Here is a 14,636-nt window from a genome sequence, read left to right as displayed (position 1 = left end):
CCCACCGTATTGCGCACTTCGAGAAATTGACACCCACATGGATTGCACCCCTAGCATGCGCGCTCATTGCATCGGATTGGCGCGCGAGGGCGGGGAACCCTCGCAGCCATGGAGGGGGCATGCGCCTCGGTCGCGCAGGGGGACTCGCCGCGCTCGTGCTGCTCGGAGGCTGCCTGGAGGCGCCGGAGCTCACGCACGCGCCGGCGGACGCCTGGTTCAGCGTGGGCGTGGTGAACTCGGGCGGCAGCATCCCGCAGTCCTCCAGCGCGGTGAAGATCGCGTTCCTCTCCGGCAAGCCCGGCGCGAGCACCGTGGCCGCGCGCCGCGTGGCCTCGCCGCCCACCGTGGACGGCGACGCCTCGGACTGGGCCGGCCTCCCCGAGAGCACGATCCCGCTCGTCTCGCCCGGCGCCATCATGGGCATGACCGAGGCGCAGTGGACCGAGGAGTACACCGGCTACTACGTCTCGCGCGGCGCGTGCGTGGCGGGCGAGCCGTGCACCCGCGTCCCGCGCTACGACTACGGCATCGACCGCATCCGGGTGAGGGTCGCCTACGACGACGAGCACGTGTGGTTCCTGTTCCGCTGGAGCGATCCGACCGAGAGCCGCGCCTGGCGGCCCTGGGTCTGGACCGCCGGCGCCTGGGCGCAGGACGCCACGCTCGACGAGGACAAGCTGTTCCTCTCGTTCGACGCCGCGAACTTCAAGCCGCACGACGCGGTGGGCTGCGCCGCCGGCTGCCACGTGAAGGAGAACCTCGGCGTCTTCACCGATCCGATCCGGTCGCAGCGCTTCAGCATGCACACCAACGGCGCGGGCCAGCTGGTGGACGGCTGGACCTGGCGCGCGGCGCGCACCGGGCCGCTCGGCCTCGCCGACGACCAGTTCTGGAACGAGGTCCGCATCTACGGCGACTGCCCCGACCCGCCGGCCTGCGCGCAGGCCTGCCTCACCGGCCGCAGCCCCCCGTGCAGCGTCTCGATGACGCAGACCAACTCCGACGGGCTCACGCCGGCCTCGCCGAAGTGGATGGGCGAGGGCGGGCTCGCCTCGAACCCGGCGGCGCTGTTCGTGAGCGGTGGCGCGCCCCTGGCCGTGCCGATCGACACGGTCACCGTGCCGGCCGACGGCACCCGCATCCCGGCGGTGGCGCTGCAGCCCCCCGGGCTCCACCGCGACGACGTGACCGCCGCCGCGCGCTGGGCCGACGGCACCTGGACGGTGGAGCTGCGCCGCTCGCTCGTCACCGACGACCCCAACGACGCGCAGTTCCCGCTCCGCCCATGAGCCGCCGCACGCCCCCGCTCGCGCTCGGCGCCGTGCTCGCCTCGGCGCTCGCCGCCTGCGGCGCCGACCCGCGCGGCGGCGAGCCGCTGCCGGACGGCGGCGGCGTCCCCGGGACGTTCTCGTCGATCGCCGAGAACGTGCTCGTCCCGCGCTGCGCCACCACCGCCTGCCACTCCGGCAACCCGCCGCCGACCGCGCCCACCTCCCTCGACCGCGAGCTCGCCTACGGCCAGCTCGTGGACGTCCCGTCGATCCAGGCCCCCGCGCTCATGCTGGTCGAGCCGGGCGCGCCCGAGCGCAGCTACCTCGTCCTGAAGCTCCGCGGCACCGCCGGCGACGCCGGCGGCGTGCCCACCCCCATGCCCACCGGCGACACCCTGCTCGACGAGGCCGAGATCCAGGCCATCGAGGCGTGGATCGCCGTCGGAGCGCCCAATGACTGAACGCCACGCCCGCCCTCGCGCCCACCGCCCCGCCGCGCGCCTCGCGCTCGCGGCCGGCCTCCTCGCGGCCGCCGCGGCCGCCCGCGCCGGCGACGGCGTCATCGTTTCCGGCTCGGCCTACGTGGACTCCTGGGGCATCCCGGACCGCAGCGTGGGCCGGGGCGCGCCGCAGGGGCTCACGCTGGACGCCTCGCTCAAGGTCGGCGTGGACATCCACGACGACCTCTCGTTCACCGCCAAGGCCTGCGCGAGCTGCCACGGGTTCGAGATGGAGCACGTGGCCCTCGAGTACACGCCGAAGACCTGGTTCAACGTGCAGGCCGGCCGGATCCTGGTGCCGTTCGGCGAGTACTCGCAGCGCGCCGACCCCTCCGGCCACAAGCCCGCCTCGGCCCCGCTCATCTACGACATGGGGCGCATGGCGTACGGCGCCCGCACCGCCATGAACCTGGGCATCGTGCCGATGCCGTACAGCGACACCGGCGCGCTCGCCTACGGCGTGGCGTGGCTGGGGGAGCGGCTGCAGGTCTGGTACGGGCTCTACGGCGTGGCGGGCCTCAAGGGCGCGAACGACGTGGACTGGATGGCGCTCCGCACCAGCTCGTACTCCGACAACAACCGCGAGCTGGCGGGCGGGGCGCGCCTCGCGCTCACCTACTCCGCCGACGCGAACGCGTTCATCGGCGACGCCACGCTGGGCGGCTCGTTCACCGGCGGCCGGTACGACAAGGAGGCGAAGCTGAAGTACCTGATGTGGGGCGTGGACGCGTCCTTCCGCCTGGGCCCGTTCACCGCGCGCGGCGAGTACGCCGCGCGCCGCACCGACCTGGACCCCGCCGCGAGCGGCTACCGCTACGGCCTGGTGGACGACTGGTTCGAGAAGGAGGGCTGGTACGGGGAGCTCGAGCACCCGCTGGGCCGGTACCTGGCCGCCGTCTACCGCTTCGACGAGCTGCGCCGCAAGGGCGCGCCGCTGCCGGGCGCCTCCGCCGACCTCTCCATCGACAGCCGCATCCAGCGCTACACCGGCGGCCTGGTCGTCACGCCGGCGCAGGGCGTGTTCGTGAAGCTCTCCTACGAGTACTGGGACACCACCGACTTCGAGGACTTCCACTCGTACCACGTCGGGATGGGAGGTGCGTTCTGATGCCCGCGCTCCCGCTCGTCGCCGCGCTCGCCGCGCTGATCGCCGCCGCGGAGCCCCCGCAGGCCCCGCCGGACCCGCGCGACGGCGGCCCCGATCGCATCGACGTCAGGCAGTACCCGCAGGACCAGCAGCGCAAGTACGAGGTGTTCTCGGTGAAGTGCGCCAAGTGCCACCCGCTGGCGCGCTCGGTGAACGCGCGGTTCAGCCCCACCGAGTGGAAGCGCTACATGAAGCGGATGCTGCGCCGGCCCAACTCCGCCATCAACGAGGAGCAGGCCCAGCTCATCTACGACTTCCTGAAGTTCCACGCCGTGCAGCAGGGCTACGGGGGCTAGCGTGTTCGCGTTCGTGGCCCAGCGCACGCGCACGTCCCTGCGCCTCCGCCTGCTGGTGGCGACGGTGGCGCTGCTGGCGCTGGCGCTCGCCGCCGCGGCGATGGCGTTCGAGCGCGTGGCGCGCTCGGTGGTGGTGGACGCGGTCCACTCGCACCTCGCCGCGCGCGCCAAGGAGGTGCACGAGGCGGTGGTGCGGTTCCAGGGCGAGCGCGCGCTCACCGTGCGCAACTGGGCCGAGGCCGAGGCGATGCAGATGAGCCTCGACACGGGCGACCCGAAGTTCGCCGAGGACTACCTGCGCCGCACCATCCAGGACCAGGGCGGCGCCATCGGCGCGGCCGCGCTGCTCGCGCCGGACGGCGAGATCCGCGCCGCCGTGCGCGCGGCGCCGGGCGCGGCGCCCCGCGGGATCGGGCTCGGGGAGATGCGCGGCATCGTGGTGGACCTGCCCGGGCTGGCGCACGCCGGCCAGGGCGCCGCGGTGACGGCCGACGTGGTGCCGCTCGCGCGGCTGCTGCGCGGCGCGCCGGAAGGGAACGCGCTCGTGCTCACCGCGCCGGTGAGGGACTTCGCCGGCGACCTGTGCGGCTACGTCGTCGGGGCGGTGACGCGCGACGCGCTGGCGCGCCTGCTCGGCGAGGTGAGCGGGCGCGACGGCGACTACCGGCCGGTGGTGGCGGACGCGGCCGGCGCGCTGACGTTCTCGACGCCGGGGATCGACGCGGCCGCGCTCGCGCCGGTGCTGGCGGTGCCGGCCGGCACGCCCGGCACGCTGGAGCGGCTCGAGCCGGCGGGCGGCGACCCGGCGCTGGCCGTGCGGACGCAGGCCGCCACGGCGGCGCCGCGCTGGGCGACGCTCATGCTGGTGCCGGAGCGGGTGGCGTACGGGAAGCTCACCTGGCTGCGCGTGGTGCTCGGGCTCCTCTACGCGGGCGTGCTGCTCGCGGCCGCCGGCGCCGGGGTCGCGGCCGTGCGGCAGGCCTCGCGCCCGCTGGTGGACGTCTCCGCGTCGATGGCGCGGGTCTCGCGCGGCGACCTCACCGCCCGCGTCCACGCCGAGTACCGCGACGAGCTGGGCGACCTGGTCCGCTCCTTCAACGTGATGGTGGAGGAGGTGGCGCGCTCCCGGGACGAGCTGCAGCGGACCGAGGCGCTGCGCCGCGAGGTCCAGATCGCGCACCAGATCCAGACCGCCATCCTCCCGGTCAGCCCGGCCGTGCCCGGCTACGAGGTGGCCGCGCGGATGAAGCCCGCCGACGACGTGGGCGGCGACCTGTACGACATCCTCGCGTTCGAGGACGGCTTCTGGGTGCTGGTCGGCGACGTCTCCGGGCACGGCATCAACTCCGGCCTGGTGATGATGATGGCGCAGGCGGCCGCGTACGGCGCCATCGCCGAGGACCCGCGCTGCTCGCCGCGCCACGTGATCGCCGCCGTGAACCGGGTGGTGCACGAGAACGTGCGCCGGCGCATGGGCCGCGACGACTACCTCACGCTGATGGCGGCCCGCCACCTCGGCGACGGGCGGTTCGTGGCCGCCGGCGCGCACCAGCCCATCTTCGTGGTCCGCGGGCCCGGGGCCGTCGAGGTGGTGGACTCGCCCGGCCCGTGGGTGGGCCTCACCGCCGGCGTGCCGCCCGGGGTGACCGAGTACGAGTTCCAGGTCGGCCCCGGCGAGCTGCTCTGCCTGGTGACCGACGGCATGCTGGAGGCGCCCGCCGCCGGCGGGGAGCTGTTCGGCGAGGACCGGCTGGCCCAGGTGCTCGGCGACCTGCACGGCGCGTCCGCGCCGCAGGCGCTCGGGACCGTGTTCTCCGCGGTCGAGGCGTTCGCCGCCTCGCAGGAAGACGACATGACAACGGTGGTGCTGAGGCGCAAGAATGACGACCGCTGATGCCCGACGCGGAGGGACGCCCGTCTATCTCACGCTGCGAATGAAGCCGCCCTGGGTCTTCATCGACGAGATCCGCCGGTTCGTCGAGTCGTTCTGCGCGTGCGCCGGGACCACCGACAACCGCGAGGCGCAGCTCGCCCTGGCGGTGCACGAGCTGATGCAGAACGCCGTGCCCCACTCGCACGACGACGACGTCGAGCTCACGCTGGAGGTCGAGCCCGAGGCCGACCGCGTGGCCGTGGCCGTGACCAACCGCTGCACGGAGGCCGAGTACCACGCGCTCGAGGAGCGGGTCGCGCGCATGAACGGCGAGCCCGACGCCCTCCGCCACTACCTGCAGGCGATGCACGATACCCCCACCGCGCAGCGCGGCGGGCTCGGCCTCGCCCGCGTCCGCTTCGAGGCGCAGCTCGAGCTGTCCGTGAGCCGCGCCGGCGGGCGCATGACCGTCCACGCGTCGGGGCGGCTCCGCCCCACCCCGCTCCAGACCTCCGGAGGTTCCCGATGACCGCAGCGTTCCAGCCGGGCGGCCGCGCCACGCCGTTCCAGGTGTCCGAGGAGAAGTACTCCGCCAGCATGGCCACCGAGCCGCTCGGGACCCGGGTGCTGTTCCGCGGCACCATCAGCACCGTCAACCCCGCGACCGTGCTGAACCCGTTCCTCGACGCCGTGCACGACGAGGTGGTGAAGAAGGGCGAGCGCGCCGTGCGGGTGGACCTGCGCGAGCTCGAGTTCTGCAACTCCTCCGGCTTCAAGGCGTTCATCCACTGGATCCAGCGGATCCAGGCGCTGCCCGAGGCCCAGCGGTACGGGCTGCGGTTCCTGTCGAACCCCGCGCGCAAGTGGCAGAAGACCAGCCTGCTCGCCCTCTCCTGCTACGCGGTGAACACCGTCGCCATCGACTGAGGTCCCGGCCTACCCGCCCCGCCGCACCGGCACCTGCCCGGACTCCATCCTCGCCTTCAGGTTCGCGAGCAGCGCGTCCGCCTCGCGCTCGTTCATGGCGCGCAGCGCCGCGCCGGCGACGATCTGCACGATCCCCGGCACCTCGTACTCGATGGCGAGCTCCACGTTCGTGCCCTCGGCGGCGGGCTCGAACCTCCACCGGAACGTGCTGGGGATGCCGCCGCTGTTGTGGTCCTCGCGGCTGCGGCCGGGCACGACCGCGGTGGTGTCGCAGTGGCCGCGGAACGGCAGGCCGGCCATGCGATAGGTCCAGTCGAACGCGTGCCGGCCGTCGTCGCCGACCTCGGCGTTCCGGACCGCCACCAGGCTGGGCCAGATCTCCAGCAGGTTCCCGGGCTCCGAGAGGTGCGCGAACACCCGCTCCGCCGGAGCCCGGATCGCGATCGAGCGCGTGATGCCGATCATGATCGCCTCCGGGCCGTGCTCCGGCGATCAGGCTACGCCGGCCTGGCGCGCCCGGCGGCGCACCGCGCGGGCCGAGGCACGCCGCCGCACGCGCCGGGCGCGTTCAGACGCCCGGCCGGATGGCCAGCGGCAGCTGCCAGCGCCGCCCGGGCTCGGCGCTCGGCGCGGGGAGCACCTGCCCCGCGAGCGCTGCGCGGACGCAGGACACCTCGGCCTCGGTCGCGCCGCCCGGCGCCTGCGGGCGGGCGTCGAGCACCCGGATGCCGCCCTCGACGGTCTCGAGCGCCACCACGACCGCCGCCCCGGCGCCGTCGGGTGGAGCGCAGCGCTGCGCGCGCTGCTGGAGCGCCGCCATCCCGCCGGCGAGCTCGCGGCGGAAGGAGGCGAGCGCGTGCCGGCGCTGCGCGGGCATGGCCCGCTGCGGGGAGCGGTCCACGCCCCCCGCCCGCAGCGGCGCGGCGCCCGGCGCGGTGGCCGCCGGCGGCGGCGCCGGCGCCGGAGCGACGGACGGCGCGGACGGCTCGGGCGCGGCCGCGAGCGGGGCCGGCGGCGCGCCCTCCGCGGTGGCCACGCCCCGCGGATCCCGGTCGGCGAAGACGCCGAGGAGCGCGAGCCCGGCGGCGAACGCGGTGGCGAGGACGGCGAGCAAGGTGCGCTGGATGCGGCTCACGGCGACCTCCGGCAGGCCGGCCCGCGACGGGCCGGCGGTTGGAGCGAAGGGGAAGGCGCCGCCGGCGCGGCCCGGAGGCCGGCGCCGGCGGCGCGGGCACGGCTACGGCGTGACCACGGTCGCCACGTTCGACCAGGCGGACGCCCCGCCGCCGTTCACGGCGCGGATCCGGTAGGAGTACGTGACGCCGCGGTACAGGCCCGTCTGCGTCACCGTGACGGTGTTGGCCGCCAGGGTGCTGGTGTTGAGCCCCACCGTGAACGACGCGTTGGTCGCGCGCTGGAGCTCGAACCCGGTCTCGTCGGTCGAGCCGTCCACCCAGGTGAGCGTGACGTTCGCCTTCTTCCCGGAGCGCACCGCGGTGCCGGCCAGGCCGGAGGGCGGCAGCGGCGGGCTCACGACGGTCACGGCGTTCGAGACCGCCGGGGCCGACGAGCCGCCCGCGTTCACCGCGCTCACCCGGTACTGGTAGGTGTGCCCGCTCGACACGGCGGGATCGGTGAACGTCACCGTGCCGGTGTTGCTGCGCGCCGGCGGCGCCGACAGGTACGCGAACGCCCCGCCGTCCACCGAGCGCTCCAGGACGAAGTACGCCTCGCTGGTCGCGTTGTCGCGCCAGGTGAGCGCGACCGACGGACCGGCCGCCAGGGTGGCGACCGCGTTCGTGGGGGCCTGCGGCGCGGCCGGCAGCGGCCCGCCCACCGGCGCCGAGACGGACTCGCCGGCCGAGCTCACCGCCACGATCCGGTAGCTGTAGGTCAGCGCCGGGTCGGCGGTGGCGTCGCGGAACCGCGCCTGGTTCGCGAGCGTGGTGCCGAGCGAGACGTACGCGCCCGCCTTCCCGTTGTTCCCGATGGGCGCCCGCTCCACGCGGAAGCCGATCTCGTTCGACGGGTCACCCCAGGTCGCCGTGCCGGCGTAGCTCACCGGCGTGGCGTCGATCCAGGCGAGGTCCACGCCGCCCGCGCCGGGCGCCACCGTGACGCCGGTGGGCGGGTACGGCAGGGTCGTCGCGACCGAGACGGCCATGGGCCGCATCATGTCCATCTCCTCGTGGCTGAGGATGTGGCAGTGCCAGACGTACTCCCAGCCGAAGTCGGTCATGACGTTGGTGAGCGCCGGGCTGACGGGGTTGCCGTTCGCGTCCACGCTGTTGAAGCCGTCCGGCGAGCCGAGCGGCATCATCGGGTTGAGCGGGCGGACGCTGTGCGGCAGGCCGAACGGGAGCTTCGGGACGACGGGCCGCATCGCCACGATGGTGTCCTCGAGCGGGCTGATCCGCACCGTGTCCTTCCAGCCGAGCTCGTTCGCGTCCGGCCGGCGGACGATGCCGTCCCAGCCGACGCGGTTGACGAGCTGGATGTCGAACAGGTGGAAGTGGATGGGGTGCGTGTCCACGCCGTTGTGCGTGATCTTCCAGAGCTGGGTGCCGTCGTCGGTCGTGGTGATCGGGGTCACGTCCACGCCGGGCGGCAGCACGATGCCGGCGAGGACCTCGCTGGCCGGGTTGACGTAGGGGTACAGGATCAGGTTCTGCTGCTGGCCCGCCTGCGCGTTGGGCGCCTCCAGGCCGAGGTTGCCGCTCATGCGCCCGTACTCCTTCTCGAACGCCTCGCCCATCTCGTCCTGGATGGCCTTGCGCTGCAGCGGCATGGTGAGCGGCACGCCGGAGACGGTGTCGAACGCGAACAGCTCGTCGTAGATCTGCACCAGGCCGGCGCGCGGGCCGTTCGCCTGGAAGGCGGTGCCGAGCGCGGCGTTGTACGGCTCCTGGCCGACGACGATGGGGTGCTGGGAGGACTCGAACACGCCGGTCCCGTCGGCCTTGTGCGCGAACGCCGCCCGCAGCGCCCCGAGGTCGAACGGCGCGGCCGGGGTGCTCCCGCTCACCTTGATCTGCATGACGGTGCGGGTGTTCGGGCCGAAGCCGGGCGGCGTGGAGGGCGCGCCGCCGGTCGAGGTCAGGTCCGGGTTGCCGGTGTAGTAGTCGTAGCGCGGGTCGCGCGCGGGGAACGCGGCGGGCGCGTCGTTGTAGAGGATGAGCGTCTGCCCCGCGAACGCCGACAGGTCCACGATCACGTCGGCGCGCTCGGCGGGGCCGAGCAGCAGGGCGTGCTTGTCCACGTTGCCCGCGTTGAACACGGTGGGGTCGGTCACCCAGGTGATGGGCTGCGGCGGCACCACCACCGGCGACGGCAGGAAGCCGCCCTCGGTGCCGATCTGCACGAAGCTCGGGCCGGGCGGGCTGAGCGCCGTGTCGGGCGTGGGGAACACGCCGGCGGGATCCGCCAGCGCCGCCTGCACCTCGGCGGCGTTCAGCGCCACCTCGGTGCCGCTCGCGTCGGCGACGTAGAGCTGCAGGTTGAAGAAGCGGTCGTTGGCCGCGTTCAGGATGCGGAGGCGGTAGGTCCTCGGCTCGAGCGTCACCGTGGGATAGACGGTGCCGTTCACCGTGGGCGTGTCGTTGAACGCCTCCATGCCCATGGACAGCCACGGCGTGCCCGGGACCAGCGGCGGCTCGCACCAGCCGGCGCCCGGGTCGCAGGCCGGGTCGTAGTACGGGTTCGCGATGGGCGGGTAGTCGATGTTGGACGTGGGCGGCCAGAACCACGGCCCGTAGGCCCAGCGCCCGAACTGGTTCACGCCGCTCGCGTCACCGGGGTTCTGCGCCGGCATGTAGACGTGCGGGACCCAGAGGCTGCCCAGCCCGCCCCAGCGCGCGAGGTCCCAGGTCGGATCCTGCGCGGCGAGCTGCGGCTCGGGCGGCACGAACGTCTTGTCCTGCACGATGAGCGGCAGCGTCTCGGCCAGCCCGGGGATGATCCCCTGCGCGACGAGCGCGTCCTCGGCCGGGTCGGAGATCACGTAGGCCGCGGCCTCGCCGGCGTAGACGTTGAGCCGGGTGATGCCCCACGCGTGGTCGTGGTAGAACATGAGCCGCGCGCTCTGCTGGTTCGTGTAGAAGAACGTCATCGCGCCCGGGCCGGGATCCGGCATGTCGGGCACGTTCGTCACGCTGACGCCCTTCGGATACGTGGTCGAGTCGCCCGCCGGCGTGATCCACTGGTGCGGGGTGCCGTCGCTGATCCACGGCGTGATGCCGCCGTGGAGGTGCAGCGTGGCCCGGTTCTCCGCGAAGCAGCCCATCGGCTTCGGCGTCATGCCGCACATCGGGCTGCGCGGATCCGGCTCGGCCATGCCGCCCATGTCCGGGCCCATGCCCGCGCCCATCACCGTCGTGTCCACCGGCAGGAACAGCTCGCCGCCCTGACCGGTCGGGAGCAGGTTGCGGAACAGGATCCGGACCGGGCGGTCCTTCGTGGCGAGGATGGCCGGCCCCAGGGAGTGCGGGCGGTCCACCCCGACCGCCTGCTGCCCGCCGGGGAGCGCGATGGGCAGGCCGTCGGTCCCCACCAGCGGGACGCCGGCGCCGGGGACCACCGCCGTGGCGAGCTGCACGTAGCCGCGCAGCAGCGTGGGCGGCAGGTCCGAGTGGAGCTGCTCGCGGTACTGCACGACCGCGATCTCGTAGTAGTCGGAGCCCGGGTACGTGGTGGTGTCGGGGACGGCCACGGGGATGTACTGGCCGAGGTCGTTGGCGGCGGCGGCGCCGAGCCCGGGCAGCCCGTTCACGAACTTGCGGATGCCCGGGGTGACGTAGCCCGTGCCCGGCGCGTCCAGCGTGATGGCGGTCACCGCGCCGGTGACCGGATCCACCACCGCCGTCGCGGCCGCGCCGGTCGCGGTGGTGGCGGCGCTGGTGACGGTGACGAGGGTGCTCCCGTCGGCGAGGTAGCCGGTCCCGGGGGCGGTGACCGCGACGCCGGTGACGGCGCCGGTGACGAGGTCCACGGTGGCGGTGGCGGTCGCCCCCGTGCCGGCCCCGGTGATGCTCACGGTCGCATCCGCCAGCCGGAGCGGGCTGTTGGCGTAGTTCGCGTAGGGGCCGAAGTAGTGCGGCGCCGAGCCCGGCGCGGCCATGGTCGCCGTCGTCATGGCGGCGTCCAGGCTCTGGACCACCAGGCCGGAGCCGGCGGCCGCCGCGTCGCGCTGCGCCTGCGAGACCCGCGTCTGCTGCGAGCCGCCCGCGCTGGACGCCGCCCGCGGTGCGTCCGCCGCCCAGCCGATCGACGCCAGGGCCAGCGCCAGCCGTGCCCAGTGCCGAAGCATCCTCGTCGTCATCACCGTGTCCTCCCGTGCACCCTCGGTGCCGCACACCGTCCGTGCCACGCCGCCGTCGGCCACCCTCGCTCCGTCCGTGCGTGGTCTCGGTCGAAGCTATCCAGGGCCCGGCGGGCGACCATCCCGAACAGCGGGGACACATTGATCAATCATTGAACCGCGGTAGTGCGGATGGTGCTCGGGATTGCACCATGGGAGCGGCGCCGGGCGCGCGCCGGAGGCCGTCCTGCTTCACCGCTCGTGCATGCGACTCCGCCGCCCAAACCGCCCGGGTCTCGCGGAGTTGGGTCGTGCCCCTTGATCTGGCCTGGCACGATCCGGGCGCGAGCGACGCGTGCCCGGACGTGGCGGCCGCCGGCGACCGCGCGGCCGGCGCTCCACGAGATCACGATGAGAAAGCTCTCATTGACGACCCAACGGAGCCTCGGGCCATAATCACCCTGGGTGAACGCGCCGAGGCGCCTGGCGCCCAGCGGCGCGCGCGACCTCCTCGCGCGGGGGCAGGGGGAACCCCGGCTCGAGCCGGCCGCGCGGCGCCCGGGTGCGCGCCGGTCGGAGCACCGCGCGGAAATTGATCCGGTTTGCAATCTCCCGCCTCGCCAGCGGACCGCCTTCACCCCGAGCGGACTTGATCGCCGCGCGGCGCCGGATCGGACGCGCGCATCCGAGGATCCGGCGCGCCTCATCCGACCGGGCGGGGCGCGGCATCCCGCCGCCGGGGGGGTCGAACGCAGTGAGCACGCGGCCTTGCGTGCCGGCGAGCCCTCCCGCCGTGGTGGCAAGGCGCTTGCGAAGAGGCAGGCCCGTCCCCGAACGCGAGGCTCCCCTCCATGCGCAAAGGAAGCTCCCTCCTCTCCCTGCCGGTCGTCCTCCTCGCGGCCGCCGCCGGCGCCGCGGTCGGCGTGGGCGGATACGCCTTCGCCTACGCGAAGGGCACGTCGTACCTCGGCAACGACCCCGCCACCTGCTCCAACTGCCACGTGATGAGCGGCCACTACGCCGGCTGGCAGGCCTCGGCCCACCACGCGGTGGCCACCTGCAACGACTGCCACACGCCCGCCGCGACCGTCTCGAAGTACGCGGTCAAGGCGGAGAACGGCTGGCACCACTCGATGGCGTTCACCGTCGGCGGCTTCCCGGACGTCATCCGCGCGCGCGCCGAGAGCACCGCGGTGATCGAGGGCCAGTGCCGCCACTGCCACGCCCAGATCGTCGATGCCATGACCGGCGGCCGGGACGGCGTCTCGTGCATCCGCTGCCACGCCTCCGTCGGACACCTCCGCTGATCCACCGCCTCACGCCGCACTCCAAGGAGAACCTGCAATGACCGTCGAGACCCAGTCCCCGAGGAAGCGCGCGCTCGTCGTCGGCGCGATCGCCGCCGTGTTCGCGCTCGCCGCCGTCCTCGCCGCCGTGGTCCTGGTGGACGTCGCCCAGAAGAAGGCCGAGGCGCGCAACCCGGTGGTGCGCGTCGTGGAGCTCACCGACGAGACCGAGGACCCCGCAATCTGGGGGAAGAACTTCCCGGTCGAGTACGACCTCTACAAGCGGACCGCCGACATGGTGCGGACCAAGCACGGCGGGTCCGAGGCGATGCCGCGCACGCCGAGCGACGGCGATCCGCGCAGCGTCACCGCCCAGTCCAAGACCGACGCCGACCCGCGCCTCAAGACCATGTGGGCCGGCTACGCGTTCGCCGCCGACTTCCGCGAGGAGCGCGGCCACGCGTACATGCTCGACGACCAGTTCTTCACGCAGCGCCAGGTGGTCGCGAAGCAGCCCGGCACCTGCGGCCAGTGCCACGCGTCGGTGTACGTGCCCATGAAGAAGCTCGGGAACGGCGACATCTTCAAGGGCTTCGAGGCGCTCAACAAGATGCCGTACTCCGAGGCGAAGCAGCACTTCAAGCACCCGGTGTCCTGCATCGACTGCCACGACCCGGCCTCCATGGACCTGCGCGTCACGCGCCCCGGGTTCCTCGAAGGCATCCGCGCGTACAAGGCGTCGCTGGGCGTGAAGGACTACGACCCGAACACCATGGCCACGCGGCAGGAGATGCGCGCGTACGTCTGCGGCCAGTGCCACGTCGAGTACTACTTCAAGGGGCCGGAGAAGCGGCTGACCTTCCCCTGGTCGAAGGGCCTCAAGGCCGACGAGATCGTCTCGTACTACGACGAGGTCGGGTTCAAGGACTGGGTGCACAAGGAGAGCGGCGCGCCCGCGCTCAAGGCCCAGCACCCCGAGTTCGAGATGTGGAACCAGGGCATCCACGCCCGCTCCGGCGTGGCCTGCGCCGACTGCCACATGCCGTACATGCGGGTGGGCGGCACCAAGGTCTCGGATCACCAGGTCCGCAGCCCGGTGCTGAACCTGAACCGCGCCTGCCAGGGCTGCCACAAGTGGCCGGAGGCGGAGCTGAAGGGGCGCGTGGAGGCGATCCAGGACAAGCACATGCAGCTCCGCGAGCAGGCCTTCGACGCCCTCGTCGCGCTCATCGGCGAGATCAAGGCCGCGCGCGAGGCGGGCAAGACCGACGACCAGCTCGTCGCCGCCCGCTACCTGCAGCGCCGCGCCCAGTTCCTGTTCGACTTCGTCGAGGCCGAGAACTCCACCGGCTTCCACGCGCCGCAGGAGTCCGCCCGCGTGCTGTTCGAGTCCATCGACGCCTCGCGCCAGGGTCAGCTCGCGCTGCGCGATCCGTCGTTCAAGCCGACCGTGGCGGTGGTGAACGTCTCCACCGCGCCCGCCCCCGCGGCGCCCGCCACCCCGGCGGTGGTCCCCGCGGTCCTGAAGTAGCAGCCCGGTCCCCGCGCCCGGCCGCCCCGTCCCCCACTCCCCCGGGGCGGCCGGCGCGCGGGGGACCACGACGTCCCACCCGTCGCTCCGAAGGAGTCGAGAATGCGCACGCTCCTGCTCGCTTCCCTCCTCGCCCCGGCGCTGGCCGCCGCGGCGCCGGGCGCCCCCGCCCGCGCCAAGGCGCCGCCGCGCCACCCCGACGTCGCCGCGCAGCTCGCGGTGCAGGACTGCGCCGAGTGCCACGCCACCCGCACGCCCGCGGTGGTCCGGGCGTGGGAGGGGTCGCCGCACGGCACCGCGCTGGTCAAGTGCGTCGTCTGCCACGGCTCGACCGGGAAGGACTTCACCCGCGCCGTCGCCGGCGCGCGCTGCGCGGGCTGCCACGCGGCCGAGGCCGCCTCGCCCGCCGCGGCGCGCGCGGGGCCGCGCGGCTGCTTCTCCTGCCACGAGCCGCACGCGCTCACCGCAACGGGCGAGACCCCGCATTCCAGGTGAGCATCGCACCCCGA

13 protein-coding genes are annotated in these 14,636 nt (G+C 73.9%); 10 read left to right on the top strand and 3 right to left on the bottom strand.

Annotation, left to right across the window (positions count from 1 at the left end):
* The first annotated feature begins 119 nt into the window (after window positions 1–119).
* The 7 genes from ADEH_RS04715 to ADEH_RS04685 are packed head-to-tail and all read left to right on the top strand — an operon-like array spanning window position 120 to window position 6,014.
* On the top strand, window positions 120–1,289 hold the full coding sequence (locus ADEH_RS04715) for an ethylbenzene dehydrogenase-related protein (RefSeq protein ID WP_011419979.1): 1,170 nt from the start codon (window positions 120–122) through the stop codon (window positions 1,287–1,289).
* Window positions 1,286–1,732, top strand: coding sequence for a hypothetical protein (locus ADEH_RS04710; RefSeq protein WP_011419978.1), 447 nt, complete (start codon window positions 1,286–1,288; stop codon window positions 1,730–1,732). The genes ADEH_RS04715 and ADEH_RS04710 overlap by 4 nt, the downstream gene beginning before the upstream one ends.
* A complete protein-coding gene (locus tag ADEH_RS04705) occupies window positions 1,725–2,879 on the top strand; it encodes a hypothetical protein (RefSeq protein WP_011419977.1) in 1,155 nt (384 codons plus the stop codon). The genes ADEH_RS04710 and ADEH_RS04705 overlap by 8 nt, the downstream gene beginning before the upstream one ends.
* Window positions 2,879–3,214, top strand: a complete 336-nt coding sequence (locus ADEH_RS04700; protein WP_011419976.1) for a hypothetical protein — start codon at window positions 2,879–2,881, stop codon at window positions 3,212–3,214. The genes ADEH_RS04705 and ADEH_RS04700 overlap by 1 nt, the downstream gene beginning before the upstream one ends.
* Before the next feature lie 13 nt (window positions 3,215–3,227).
* Window positions 3,228–5,108: a PP2C family protein-serine/threonine phosphatase gene (locus tag ADEH_RS04695; RefSeq protein ID WP_232287432.1), complete on the top strand. Its 1,881-nt coding sequence runs from the start codon at window positions 3,228–3,230 to the stop codon at window positions 5,106–5,108.
* Between the two features lie 40 nt (window positions 5,109–5,148).
* Entirely contained in the window at window positions 5,149–5,616 is a 468-nt protein-coding gene (locus ADEH_RS04690) for an ATP-binding protein (protein ID WP_232287431.1), read from the top strand.
* Window positions 5,613–6,014, top strand: coding sequence for a hypothetical protein (locus ADEH_RS04685; protein WP_011419973.1), 402 nt, complete (start codon window positions 5,613–5,615; stop codon window positions 6,012–6,014). Before ADEH_RS04690 ends, ADEH_RS04685 begins: the two co-directional genes overlap by 4 nt.
* A gap of 9 nt (window positions 6,015–6,023) precedes the next feature.
* Here ADEH_RS04685 and ADEH_RS04680 read toward each other — a convergent pair whose 3' ends face one another.
* The 3 genes from ADEH_RS04680 to ADEH_RS23655 all read right to left on the bottom strand — a co-directional run bounded on the left by ADEH_RS04680 (window position 6,024) and on the right by ADEH_RS23655 (window position 11,331).
* Complete coding sequence (locus ADEH_RS04680; protein ID WP_011419972.1) at window positions 6,024–6,479, bottom strand: SRPBCC family protein; 456 nt, start codon at window positions 6,477–6,479, stop codon at window positions 6,024–6,026.
* A 103-nt stretch (window positions 6,480–6,582) separates the two neighbouring features.
* Window positions 6,583–7,149, bottom strand: coding sequence for a hypothetical protein (locus ADEH_RS04675; RefSeq protein ID WP_011419971.1), 567 nt, complete (start codon window positions 7,147–7,149; stop codon window positions 6,583–6,585).
* A 102-nt stretch (window positions 7,150–7,251) separates the two neighbouring features.
* Window positions 7,252–11,331, bottom strand: a complete 4,080-nt coding sequence (locus ADEH_RS23655; protein ID WP_041453321.1) for a fibronectin type III domain-containing protein — start codon at window positions 11,329–11,331, stop codon at window positions 7,252–7,254.
* Between the two features lie 830 nt (window positions 11,332–12,161).
* On the opposite strand from ADEH_RS23655, the gene nrfH reads away from it, so the two are divergent.
* The 3 genes from nrfH (at window position 12,162) to ADEH_RS04650 (ending at window position 14,622) form a co-directional block, all read left to right on the top strand.
* Window positions 12,162–12,617 (top strand): cytochrome c nitrite reductase small subunit, encoded by a 456-nt coding sequence (gene nrfH, locus ADEH_RS04660; protein ID WP_011419969.1) that lies wholly within the window; start codon window positions 12,162–12,164, stop codon window positions 12,615–12,617.
* 37 nt (window positions 12,618–12,654) lie between these two features.
* Window positions 12,655–14,127 carry an ammonia-forming cytochrome c nitrite reductase subunit c552 gene (locus tag ADEH_RS04655; protein WP_011419968.1) on the top strand — a complete coding sequence of 491 codons (1,473 nt, stop codon included), beginning with the start codon at window positions 12,655–12,657 and terminating at the stop codon, window positions 14,125–14,127.
* A 102-nt stretch (window positions 14,128–14,229) separates the two neighbouring features.
* Window positions 14,230–14,622: a hypothetical protein gene (locus tag ADEH_RS04650; RefSeq protein ID WP_011419967.1), complete on the top strand. Its 393-nt coding sequence runs from the start codon at window positions 14,230–14,232 to the stop codon at window positions 14,620–14,622.
* Window positions 14,623–14,636: the final 14 nt, after the last annotated feature.

Origin of the sequence: Anaeromyxobacter dehalogenans 2CP-C (assembly GCF_000013385.1) — a bacterium.
In the GTDB taxonomy this organism is placed as follows: domain Bacteria; phylum Myxococcota; class Myxococcia; order Myxococcales; family Anaeromyxobacteraceae; genus Anaeromyxobacter; species Anaeromyxobacter dehalogenans_B.
The sequence above is the reverse complement of the archived record's forward strand: the minus strand, read 5'-3'. Positions and strand labels throughout refer to the sequence as shown.